Source organism: Ramlibacter sp. (genome assembly GCF_028291745.1).
GTDB lineage: Bacteria > Pseudomonadota > Gammaproteobacteria > Burkholderiales > Burkholderiaceae_C > Ramlibacter.
Genome location: NZ_JAQGNQ010000081.1, coordinates 22,501 through 33,457, shown reverse-complemented (window position 1 = coordinate 33,457; position 10,957 = coordinate 22,501). Strand labels below are relative to the sequence as shown.

Genomic DNA, 10,957 nt, shown 5'->3' with positions numbered 1-10,957 from the left:
ATCTCGATCAATGTTCCGGCAGTTGCGGCGGCCTCGGTGCGAGGGCTCTTGCCCCGGCGCGCCAGCCGCGCCGCAGCTGTCCATATGCACCGTTATGCATCAAGCATGCCGCCCCTCGAATATGCCGGGCGGGGGAGCACCCCGAATGGGCAAGCCGCACCGCCATTGGGAAAAGGCGCGGCGCTGCGGTCAGGGTTCGGTTCCCTACCCCCAGGGATGTGGGTGCCGTCCCCCGCCATTGGGGGACACTTTTGCCAACCGTGGGGATGCGGCCCGTCACCGGACCCGCCCGGCGGATGCGCGATGATGCGCACTGGCCCATCCTGGAGAACCGCATGGACGAAGAAGTCTTCAACATCAGCCTTCGCAAGTTCCTGAAGATGGTGGGCGTGAGCTCGCAGCGCGAGATCGAGCAGGCCGTGGGCCGCGCGCTGCAGGAAGGTCGAGCGAGCGGCACGGAGCATTTCCCCGCCACCATGACCCTGGACATCCCCGGCCTGAAACTGAACGTCGTGTTCGACGGAGAGATCCGCCTGCAGTGAACCGCAGCTGGGTTCCGCTTGCCATCACGCTGGCGATCCAGGCGATGGTCGCCATGGGGCTGCTGACCATCCCCGCCATGGCGCCCCGCGTGGCCGAGGCACTGGCGGTCTCGGCCGCGTATGTCGGCCTCTACATCGCGCTGGCCTATGCCGGCGCGATGGCGGCGAGCCTCGCTGCGGGCGCGGTGGTGGCGCGCTGGGGCAGCATCCGCGTGAGCCAGGCCGGCCTGCTGGTGTGCGCCGCGGGGCTCGCCTTGTCGGCGGTGCCTGCCGTGTGGGCAGTCGCAGCCGGCGCCGTGCTGGTGGGCCTGGGCTACGGGCCCGTCACGCCCGCCAGCTCGCACCTGCTGGCGCGCACGACGCCTGACCACCGGATGTCACTGGTGTTCTCGGTCAAGCAGACCGGCGTGCCGCTCGGGGGCGCGCTGGCCGGCGCGATCGTGCCGGGGCTGCAGCAGCTCATTGGCTGGCAGCAGGCGCTGCTGGGGATTGCCGTCGCCTGCGTGATCTGCGCGTTCGCGGCGCAGTCGCTACGCCGCGAGTTCGACGGCGACCGCGATCCCAGCGCCCGCCTGAGCCTGCGCAACTTCCTGCATCCGGTGCGCCTGGTGCTGTCCGATCCGGCGCTGCGCATGCTGGCCGCCTGCTCGTTCGTCTTTTCGATCGCGCAGCTGTCGCTCACCACGTATCTCGTCACCTATCTCACCGGCAACCTGGGCTACGGGCTGATCGCGGCGGGTGTGGTGCTGTCGATTTCGCAGCTGGGCGCAGTGATCGGACGGGTGCTGTGGGGCTATGCGTCGGACCGCTGGTTCGGGGCGCGCCGCATGCTGGCGATGCTGGCCACGATGATGGCGCTGGCCTCGCTGGCCACGGCGATGCTGCACGCCGACATGCCGCGCGCCTTGGTGATCGCGGTGCTGTTCGTCTTCGGCGCCAGTGCGATCGGCTGGAACGGCGTGTACCTGGCCGAGGTGGCGCGGCAGGCGCCCGCGGGGCTGGCCGGCCTGGCCACCGGCGGCACGCTGGCCATCACCTTCCTCGGGGTGGTGCTGGGGCCGCCGCTGTTCGGCGCGCTCTCGGCGTTGTTCGGGAGTTACCGGGCGGGCTTCATCGCGGTGGCGGTGCCGCTGGCGCTGGCGGCCGCGGCGCTGTGGCGGATCGCGCTGCGGCCGGCGCCGGTGTTGAACGAGGAATTCTGAACGCAGAACTCGCGGAAGAAACGCAGAACACGCAGAAGAATTCCTCGATGTTTTTTCTGCGTCTTTTGCGGTAGTTCTGCGGCTTCTGCGTTCTGAAATCGGTCGATCGCGCACCGCTTGCCGGGATGCCTTCGGCAACCCAGCCTACGAACACATCACCCCGTCGGCAGCGTGATCCCCGGAAAGATCTTGATCACCGCCGCATCGTCCTCGCGCCCATGGCCGGCCGACGAGGCGTGCATGAACATCTGGTGGGCGGTGGAGGCGAGCGGCAGCGGAAACTTGGTCGCGCGCGCAGTATCGAGCACCAGTCCCAGGTCCTTCACGAAGATATCCACCGCCGACAGCGGCGTGTAGTCGCCGGCCAGCACGTGGGCCATGCGGTTCTCGAACATCCAGCTGTTGCCGGCGCTGTGCGTGATCACCTCGTACAGCGCCTTCGCGTCCACGCCTTCACGCAAGCCCAGCGCCATCGCCTCGGCGGCGGCCGCGATATGCACGCCGGCCAGCAGCTGGTTGATGATCTTCACCTTGCTGCCGTTGCCCGCGCGATCGCCCAGGCGATAGACCTGCGCGGCCATCGCGTCGAGCAGGTCGCCGGCCTTGGCATACGCGTCCGGTTGGCCGGCGGTCATCATCGTCATCTGGCCCGAGGCGGCGCGCGCCGCCCCGCCGGAGATCGGCGCGTCGAGATACAGCACGCCCTGCTGCCCAAGGCGCTGCTCCAGCGCCTGGGACCAGTTGGGGTCCACGGTGGAACACATCACGAACAGGTGGCCCGCCTGCATGGCCGCTGCCGCGCCCTGTTCGCCGAACAGCACCTGCTCGGTCTGCGCCGCATTCACCACCACGCCGATCACCACGTCGCACTGGCGCGCCACCTCCTGCGGGCTCGCACACGCCACGCCACCTTCGGCCGCAAAGGCGCGGCAGGCAACGCTGCGCAAGTCGTACACGTGCACCTGGTGGCCCGCACGGCGCAGCGACTGCGCCATGCCCAGGCCCATGGCACCCAGGCCGATCAATCCGACGTTTCGCATGCTGGTTCCTTGCGGGCAGGAGGGCCGCATGCGCGGATCATAAGAAAAGCCGGCGTGGGGCCGGCTTGGGGGAACGCTGGGGTTCGCGTTGCGAAGCCGAGCCTGCGAGGCAGCGGCGGCCCGCGCTACAGCGCGCGGACGCCTTTCTTCATCATCCGCGCCAGCAGGATGCCCAGGGCGAAGGCGCCGAGGATGGCCACCACCGGCCGGCTCGCGAGCTGGCGGCCGGCGATCTGCTGCGCCTTCGCGGTGGCGCCCACACGGTCGGGGATGGCCAGCACCAGGACGCTGGTTTCCATGGGTTCGTCGATCCGCAGGTCGATGTCGTCGAGCCGCAGCGCATCGGCCTGCAGGTCCTGCTCGTCGTCGTCGAGATTGGTGGACAGGTCGTACTCCACCTCGGGCGGGTGGATGTCGCCCCTGAGCTTCATCCGGTTTCTGGTGTGCGGCATGGGTGCAAGGTTCCTTTGGCTATGGGCCAATCTAGGCTGCAGCTCACGCTGCTTTCGTAGGAATGCAGCGCACGCCCCGGGCAGCGCGGTCGCGCAGGGCGCGCCGTGCGCAAGCCCTGCCGAAGACACCGATTGACGCTGCCGCGCTCCTGCCTCTACGCTGCCCGGCCCACTTACAGGAGCGTTCATGCGTCTGTTGCACAAGATCCTGGCTGGCGCCGCGCTGCTCTGCAGCATCGTCGCGCCGGCCGCCGCCCAGTCCGATTACCCGAACAAGCCGATCCGCTGGATCGTGGCCTATCCCCCGGGTGGCACCACCGACTTGCTGGCGCGGCTGATGGCGCAGTACCTCTCCACCAAGCTGGGACAGCAGGTCATCATCGAGAACCGCGCCGGCGGCGGCAACAACATCGGCACCGAAGCGGCGGTGCGCGCCGCACCCGACGGCTACACCATCCAACTGGTGAACCCGGCCAACGCGATCAACGCGACGCTCTATCCCAAGCTCTCGTTCAACTATCTCGACGACATGGTCCCGGTCGCCGGCATCGTGCGCGTGCCGAACGTGATGACGGTCACGAAGAACTTCCCCGCCAGGACGGTCGCCGAGTTCATCGACTACGCCAAGAAGAATCCAGGCAAGGTCAACATGGCGTCCTCGGGCGCAGGCACCTCGGTGCACCTCTCCGGAGAACTGTTCAAGTACATGGCCGGCATCGACATGAAGCACGTGCCCTACAAGGGCGCCGGCCCGGCCACCACGGACCTGATCGGTGGCCAGGTCGACGTGCTGTTCGACAACATGCCGTCGATCATCGCCCATATCCGCCAGGGCTCGGTGCGCGCGCTGGGCGTGACGAGTGCGCAGCGCTCCCCCGCGCTGCCGGACGTGCCCGCCATCGCCGAGACGGTGCCCGGCTACGAGGCAAGCGCGTGGTTCGGTGCCGCCGCGCCCAAAGGCACGCCGCGCCCGGTGATCGACCGCCTGAACCGCGAGTTCAATGCGGCGCTGGCCGATCCGGTGATGAAGGCCAGGCTGGCGGACCTGGGGGGCGTGCCCATTCCCGGCACGCCTGAACAGTTCTGGGCGCTGCATCGCATGGAGACCGAGAAGTGGGCCAGGATCGTCCACTTCTCCGGCGCGAAGGTCGACTAGGGCCGGTTCAGGCCCTAGGGCAGTGCGCCGCGTGGGTAGCTCGCGCTGCCCGCGTGCGCCGCCGTCCCACACCGCGGTGCCGGACCGTGGGCTAAGCTGCGGCCAAAGGAGGACTCCCATGCTGGAGAAACTGCCCGAAGCCGTGGGCCACCTGCTGCGCGATCGCCGCGCGGGCCTCGACAAGCTCGTGTTCAATCGCAGCGGCCTGCGCACCGGCCAGGGCCTGCTGCAGATCGGCAGCCTGGCGTTTGCCGACCACGCGCCGCTGCCGGCCCGCTACACCGCCGACGGCGAAGGCCTCTCGCCGCCGCTGCACTGGAGCGGCATCCCCGAAGGCGCGGCCAGCCTGGCGCTGATCGTGGAGGACGCCGACGCGCCCACCGGCGAGCCGCTGGTGCATGCGATCGTCGTCGACCTCACGGCGGCCGACGAGTCGCTCTCCGAAGGAGCGCTGAGCAGCGCGGGCCACGAAGGCCAGCACATGCACGAAGGCCGCAACTCCTACCTGCGTTCCGGCTGGCTGCCGCCCGATCCCCCACCGGGGCACGGCGAGCATCGCTATGCCTTCCAGCTGTTCGCGCTGGGAGCGGGGGAGGCGTTCAAGGGAACGCCCGGACGCGACGACGTGCTGAAGGCCGTCGAGGAACGCGGTCTGGCGAGCGGGATGGTGATAGGCACGTACACGCGCCCGGACGGCACGATCAAGGCTGGCGCGCCGCAGGTGGCGGTGGCTCCCGACCTGTAGGGGGGCGCGCGCAGCGCAATCCACCCTGCCGCGCGCTAATCCGCCTTGATGTGCGCCACCTTCACGATCCGGTCCCAGGTGGCGCGTTCGTCGGCGCCCAGCTTCGCCAGTTCGGCCGGCGTCATCGCGACCGCCTTGGCGCCCTGCTCCTCGGCACGGCGCTTGAATTCGGCCGACTGCACGACTTGCCGCACCGCTGACGACAGCCGCCCCTGCAGGTCCGCCGGCAAGGACGACGGCCCGTACACCGCGAACCACGACGACGCCACCAGCGGCACGCCTTTCTCGCTCGCGGTCGGCACATCGGGCAGCGCGGCCAGTCGCGTCTTGCCCGTGACCATCAGCGCCTTCAGACGTCCTGCCTTGATGTGCGCCAGCAGCGGCGGCGGCGTGGTGATGGTCAGGTCCACCGTGCCCGCCAGCAGGTCGGTCAGGGCCGGACCGGTGCCGCGGTAGGGGATGTGGATCATGTAGGTCTTGGTCAGGTCCTTCAGCAACTCGGTGGTTACGTGCTGCAGCGCGCCGTTGCCGCTCGAGGCGTAGTTCACCTGGCCGGGATGCGCCTTCACGTAGGCGAGGAATTCCTCGAAGGTGTTGGCCGGGAAGTTCGCCCGCACCACCAGCACCTGCGGGGCGTCGATCAGGTGGCCGATCGGCCTGAGGTCGCGCGCCGGGTCGAAGCCCGCCACCGGCTGCACCAGCGGCGTGATGCACTGGTAACCCGAGTACTGCACGAGCAGCGTGCTGCCGTCACCGGGGGCACGCGCCACCATCTGGCCGGCGATGTTGCCGTTGCCGCCGGCACGGTTGTCCACCAGCACCTTGGCCTGCAGCACGTGCGCGAGCGGCTCGGCCAGCATGCGCGCCGACAGGTCGGTGGTGCCGCCGGGCGCCGAAGGCACGATCAGCGTGATCGTGCGGCCGGCGAATTGGGCGCGTGCCGGGAGCGCGAGCGAACCGGCGCCCAAAGCGGCAGTGGTGAGCACGAAGCGGCGGCGGGACAGGGAATGCATGAAGGTCTCCTCGGCGCTGGTAGTCTCCTGTTGATGTCGATAACTGAAATAGCTCCCTCCCCCTCCGGGGGAGGGTTGGGGTGGGGGCGCTGCGGCGCTCGTGAGCGCACCAGTGCCCCATCCCAGGCTTGCGCCAGAGGGGAAGAGGTAACCGCCTCAAGCCCCAAGCCTCGCGCGGAGTTCGGTGACGGCAGCCGGTACCGGATGCAACTGCGTGCTCGGTCCCGCCTTGGCCACCTGCCCCGGCACCGCGTGGCCGACGATGGCCGGCAGGGCGCGTGCAATCTGCAGCAGGCGCGAGACCTCGATGCCGGTGTCGTAGCCCATGGCCTCGAGCATGTGGACGGCGTCTTCGCTGCTGATGTTGCCGCTGGCGCCGGGCGCGTACGGACAGCCGCCCAGGCCACCGAGCGAACCGTCGAAGCGCACGATCCCGCCCTGCGCCGCGGCCAGCACGTTGGCCAGGCCCATGCCGCGCGTGTTGTGGAAGTGCAGCGTCAGTTGCAGGTGTGCAAAGCGCTGCTGCAGCGCCTCGCACATGCGCGCCACCTGCGCGGGATTGGCCATGCCGGTGGTGTCGCAGATCGTGAGGCCGCGCACGCCCAGGTCCGCGAAGCGCTGCGACCAGGCCAGCACTTGCTGCTGCGGCACGTCGCCCTCCATGGGGCAGCCGAAGGCCGTCGACAGCGACACGTTGATTGGCGTCCTGCCAGCCACCAGGCGGATCACATCCGCCAGCGCCGCGAAGCTCTGCTCGCGCGGCATGCGCAGGTTGGCCAGGTTGTGCGTCTCCGAGGTCGACATCACCAGGTTCAGTTCGTCGGCGCGCGCTTCCATCGCCCGTTCCGCACCGCGCAAGTTGGGCACCAGCACCGTGTACTCCACGCCGGGGGCGCGGGCGATGCGGCCCATCACCTCCTCGGCGTCGCGCAGCATGGGGATTGCCTTGGGCGAGGTGAACGAGGTGACCTCGATCTTGGCGTAGCCGCAGGCCGAGAGCGCGTCCACCAGCTGCACCTTGGCATCGGTGGCGATGAACTCGGGTTCGATCTGGAAGCCGTCGCGCGTGACGACCTCGTTGAAGAAAATGCGTTGGCCCATGCTTATCCTGCCTTGATGACGCCGCGGCTTTTCAGCGCGGCGATCTGTGAATCCGAAAGCCCGATCTCGCGCATCACTTCCTCGGTGTCCTGCCCGAGCGCCGGCGCGTTGCGCTGGTGCGCGCCCGGCGTGCGCGAGAGCTTGGGGACGATGCCCGGGACGGTGAGCGTGTCGCCATCCGCCAGCGTGATCTGCTGCAGCATGCCGCGCGCCGCGTAGTGCGGATCGGCCGCGATATCGGCCACCGTGTAGATGCGCCCCGAAGGCACGCCGGCGCCATCGAGCACCTGCAGCACTGCGCCGACGCTGCGCGTCTTCGTCCAGGCACCGATCGCGCTGTCGATCTCTCCCACGCGCCGCACGCGGCCCGCGTTGTCGGCGAGATCCGGGTCCTGCCCGAGGTCGTCGCGACCGATCGCCGCCATCAGTCGCTTGTAGATGCTGTCGCCATTGCCCGCGATCAGCGCGTAGCCGTCGCTGCACAGGTAGGCGTTGGTCGGCGCGATGCCGGGCAACGCGCTGCCCGCCGGCCCGCGCACCGCCTCGAAGGCGCTGTATTCGGGCAGCAGGCTTTCCATGCAGTTGAACACCGCCTCGTACAGGGCGACGTCGATCACCTGGCCGCGGCCGGACCGCTGGCGCTCGTGCAGCGCCATCAGGATGCCGATCACGCCATGCAGCGCCGCGAGCGTGTCGCCGATGCTCACGCCGACCCGCACCGGCACCCGACCCGGCTCCGCGGTGAGGTGGCGCAGGCCGCCCATGGCTTCACCGACCACGCCGAAGCCGGGGCGGTCCCGGTAAGGGCCGGTCTGGCCGTAGCCGCTGATGCGCAAAACGACCAGGCGCGGATTCGCCTCGAGCAGCCGCTGCGGATCGAGGTTCCAGCCCTCCAGCGCGCCGGGCCGGAAGTTCTCCACCAGCACGTCGGCCTCGGCCGCCAGCTTGCGCACGATCTCCTGCGCCTCCGGGTTCTTCAGGTCCAGCGCCACGCTGCGCTTGTTGCGCGACTGCACCTGCCACCACACCGAGGTGCCGTCCTTCAGCAGGCGCCAGTTGCGCAGCGGGTCGCCGCTGGCCGGCGGCTCGATCTTGACGACGTCGGCGCCGAAGTCGGCCAGCGTCTTGGCGGCAAAGGGGCCGGCGATCAGCTGGCCCATCTCCACCACTTTCAAGCCGGCGAGCGGCCCGAAGGAGGCTCTTGTTTCCATGGCGCCGCAGTGTGCGCGCGGCGCGGGCCCGCGTCTATTGCCGATCGCGGCGGGGAGCTTTCGCATTCTGCGAAGGCTCGACCAGGAAATCGGCCAGCGCCGCGACGGCGGGGTCCTGCGCGCCCGAGCGCGTGGCCACCAGCAGACGGCGCGAGGCCCAGGGATCGGACAGCGCGCGCCAGTGCAGCTTCATCGCGCCGACGATGGGCAGCGCCGCGTTCTTCGGCAGCACGGCGATGCCCAGGCCCGAGGCGACGAGGTGGCACACCGCGTCGAAGCTGCGCACCTGCATGCGCAGGCGCAGCGGTCGGCCCGCGGCATGCGCCGCCTCCTGCTGCTTCTGGAGCAGCGCGGCGCCATCGCCGAGGCTGATCCAGTCCTCGTCCAGTGCTTCGCTGAAAGGCACTGCGCCGCGCCCGACGAGGCGATGGCGCGCGGGCAGCACCAGGATCAACTCGTCGCGGCGGAACACGCGGCCATCGAGGCCGTCGGTCTCGGCCCCTTCGACGAACACGCCGAGGTCGGCGCTGCCATCGCGCAGTGCCGCGACCACGGCACTGGAAACCTGCTCGTCGAGGTCGACGCGCACCTGCCGGTGCAGCTTCGCGTACCGCGCCAGCAGCGGCGGCAGGAACTGGTTGATGGCCGCCGTGCTGGCGCACAGGCGCACGTGCTTGGCAATGCCCTGGCGCAGGTCGGCCAGCTCGGCGCCCATCTGCTCGAGCGACTGCAGCAGGCCGACTGCGTGGCGCGCGAACACGCGGCCCGCCGCCGTGGGCAGCAGGCCGCGCCCGTGGCGCTCGAACAGCGGCTCGCCCACGGCATCCTCCAGCTCGCGCATGCGGCGACTGGCGGCGGCGAGCGCCAGGTGCGCCTCGCGCGCGGCGGCGCTCAGGCTGCCATGCTGCACACAATCCACCACCAACCGGATCGACACCAGGTCGAATCGCGCGAGGTTATAAAGGGAGCCGACGGTTGTCACCGGACTATCGTACCCAAGCGCAATCGCACCATGCCCCAAGCCACCCCCGCTGCCCTGCTGATCGACGACGACGAAACCATTGCCACGCTGCTGCGCTTCCTGCTGCAGCGCCAGGGCTGGAGCGTGCAGCGGGCGGCCGATGGCGCGGAGGCGATGGCGGCGATCGAACACGGGCCGGTGCCGCAACTCGTGCTGCTGGACATGATGCTGCCGGTGCACGACGGCCTGACGCTGCTCGCCAGGCTGCGCAGCCTGCCGGCGTGGAAAGACGTGCCCGTGGTGATGCTCACGGGCAAGGACGACCAGCAGATGATCGACCGCGCGTATGCGGCCGGGGCCACGGATTACGTGAGCAAGCCGTTCAATCCGGTGGAACTCGGGGCGCGGTTGAAGAAGTACTTGCCCGTTTGAGTAGGCTGGGCTGCCGCAGGCACCCCAGCTATTGCGCGCACCTTGCTGGGGTGCCTGCGGCAGCCCAGCCTACCAAGTCCGAATTCAGGCCGCCGGCGCCAGCGCCTCGACCCCCGGAACCAACGCCTCGAAGTCTTCTGCACTCCGCTGCCCCTGCCCCAGCAGCGTCTCGATCCGCAATTCGATCGCCCGCGCGTCGTCGCCCAGGCGGGTCATGCCGAAGGTGCCGGCCGAGCCGGCGAGTTTGTGGACGGAGCGATAGAAGTCGCGCACCAGCACGTCGTTGGCCGGATCGCTGCGGCACGCCTGCAGGCGCTCGCGCGCTTCGGCCACGCGGCCCGGCACCTGCTGCGCGAATTCGTCGCGGAAGTTTTGCAGGGTCTGCTGGAAATCGCTGGCGTTGGAGGTATGGCTCATGTCCGGCTCACGGTGAAACTGCTTTTGCTGCGACCGGCGAGAGCGACGTCACTCTTCGCCCATGTGCAGCCACTCGCCTTCGGCCATGGACTGCATGAAGGCCATGGCTTGCGCGAGCACGCCCAGGCTCTCGGCCCACTCGACCTGCTCGCGAAAACACAGGCGTTTGCTCAGCGGCGGAGTCAGCGCCCAGGCGTCCCCCGTGGCGGGCGCGGGCGGCCGTTGCGAACCGCGGCCGCTCTTGCGCACCGGCAGCAGCGCCGTGAACGCGCTCCAGCGCTCGGGTCGCGGACACACACGATTGTTGCGGCGGGCCAGCAGCATCGCGGCGTCGAGCGTCACCTGCGACTGCGCCTTGGGGGCTGCGGGCGGCACCAGGCGCGGCTGGACGGCCGCGGCGGAGGCCGGCATCGTGGCGGCCCAACTGACCTCCTCGGGACGCAGAGGCGGCTGCGTCATCGGCGCCGTGTCCGCGAAGCGTCGCTCCTGCTCGCACGCAAGTTCGTTGAACAGCGCCCAGGCAGTGTCGCCGTCGCTGTGCACCGCCTCCGGGGCGGGCAGCGTGTCGCCGTGCTGCCACGGCCGATCGAGGTCGAGGCGCGCACGCGCAGGGATGTTGGTGAGAGTCGGGATGGCCATGACGAAGTGGACTCTACCCGAGGCGGGCGGGAAGGTCTGCTTCGCG

The 10,957-nt window shown here is 69.7% G+C and carries 13 protein-coding genes; 5 read left to right on the top strand and 8 right to left on the bottom strand.

Annotated elements, in window-relative coordinates; all coding sequences use genetic code 11:
* Positions 1 to 335: 335 nt before the first annotated feature.
* Positions 336 to 542, top strand: a complete 207-nt coding sequence (locus JWP60_RS14755; RefSeq protein WP_299792719.1) for a DUF6494 family protein — start codon at positions 336 to 338, stop codon at positions 540 to 542.
* Positions 539 to 1,744, top strand: coding sequence for an MFS transporter (locus JWP60_RS14750; RefSeq protein ID WP_299792716.1), 1,206 nt, complete (start codon positions 539 to 541; stop codon positions 1,742 to 1,744). Before JWP60_RS14755 ends, JWP60_RS14750 begins: the two co-directional genes overlap by 4 nt.
* A 155-nt stretch (positions 1,745 to 1,899) precedes the next feature.
* Here the strand turns inward: JWP60_RS14750 and ltnD are convergent, their stop codons facing one another.
* Together ltnD and JWP60_RS14740 are read right to left on the bottom strand one after the other, a co-directional pair.
* Positions 1,900 to 2,784, bottom strand: a complete 885-nt coding sequence (gene ltnD / locus JWP60_RS14745) for an L-threonate dehydrogenase (protein ID WP_299792713.1) — start codon at positions 2,782 to 2,784, stop codon at positions 1,900 to 1,902.
* 125 nt (positions 2,785 to 2,909) lie between these two features.
* Complete coding sequence (locus JWP60_RS14740) at positions 2,910 to 3,236, bottom strand: hypothetical protein (RefSeq protein ID WP_299792710.1); 327 nt, start codon at positions 3,234 to 3,236, stop codon at positions 2,910 to 2,912.
* Between the two features lie 187 nt (positions 3,237 to 3,423).
* Here JWP60_RS14740 and JWP60_RS14735 point away from each other — a divergent pair, with 187 nt between their 5' ends.
* Together JWP60_RS14735 and JWP60_RS14730 are read left to right on the top strand one after the other, a co-directional pair.
* Positions 3,424 to 4,392: a tripartite tricarboxylate transporter substrate binding protein gene (locus tag JWP60_RS14735; RefSeq protein WP_299792707.1), complete on the top strand. Its 969-nt coding sequence runs from the start codon at positions 3,424 to 3,426 to the stop codon at positions 4,390 to 4,392.
* Between the two features lie 118 nt (positions 4,393 to 4,510).
* Complete coding sequence (locus JWP60_RS14730) at positions 4,511 to 5,137, top strand: YbhB/YbcL family Raf kinase inhibitor-like protein (protein WP_299792704.1); 627 nt, start codon at positions 4,511 to 4,513, stop codon at positions 5,135 to 5,137.
* Positions 5,138 to 5,172: 35 nt separating this feature from the next.
* On the opposite strand, the gene JWP60_RS14725 is transcribed toward JWP60_RS14730, so the two are convergent.
* The 4 genes from JWP60_RS14725 to JWP60_RS14710 form a co-directional block, all read right to left on the bottom strand.
* Positions 5,173 to 6,150, bottom strand: coding sequence for a tripartite tricarboxylate transporter substrate binding protein (locus JWP60_RS14725; protein WP_299792701.1), 978 nt, complete (start codon positions 6,148 to 6,150; stop codon positions 5,173 to 5,175).
* A 156-nt stretch (positions 6,151 to 6,306) separates the two neighbouring features.
* On the bottom strand, positions 6,307 to 7,251 hold the full coding sequence (locus JWP60_RS14720; protein WP_299792698.1) for a hydroxymethylglutaryl-CoA lyase: 945 nt from the start codon (positions 7,249 to 7,251) through the stop codon (positions 6,307 to 6,309).
* A 2-nt stretch (positions 7,252 to 7,253) separates the two neighbouring features.
* Positions 7,254 to 8,462 carry a CoA transferase gene (locus tag JWP60_RS14715; protein WP_299792694.1) on the bottom strand — a complete coding sequence of 403 codons (1,209 nt, stop codon included), beginning with the start codon at positions 8,460 to 8,462 and terminating at the stop codon, positions 7,254 to 7,256.
* 34 nt (positions 8,463 to 8,496) lie between these two features.
* Complete coding sequence (locus JWP60_RS14710; RefSeq protein WP_299792691.1) at positions 8,497 to 9,444, bottom strand: LysR family transcriptional regulator; 948 nt, start codon at positions 9,442 to 9,444, stop codon at positions 8,497 to 8,499.
* Between the two features lie 30 nt (positions 9,445 to 9,474).
* On the opposite strand from JWP60_RS14710, the gene JWP60_RS14705 reads away from it, so the two are divergent.
* Positions 9,475 to 9,855 (top strand): response regulator, encoded by a 381-nt coding sequence (locus JWP60_RS14705; RefSeq protein WP_299792688.1) that lies wholly within the window; start codon positions 9,475 to 9,477, stop codon positions 9,853 to 9,855.
* Between the two features lie 84 nt (positions 9,856 to 9,939).
* Here JWP60_RS14705 and JWP60_RS14700 read toward each other — a convergent pair whose 3' ends face one another.
* On the bottom strand, positions 9,940 to 10,272 hold the full coding sequence (locus JWP60_RS14700; protein WP_299792685.1) for an Hpt domain-containing protein: 333 nt from the start codon (positions 10,270 to 10,272) through the stop codon (positions 9,940 to 9,942).
* Positions 10,273 to 10,320: 48 nt separating this feature from the next.
* Positions 10,321 to 10,911, bottom strand: coding sequence for a hypothetical protein (locus JWP60_RS14695; RefSeq protein ID WP_299792682.1), 591 nt, complete (start codon positions 10,909 to 10,911; stop codon positions 10,321 to 10,323).
* Positions 10,912 to 10,957: the final 46 nt, after the last annotated feature.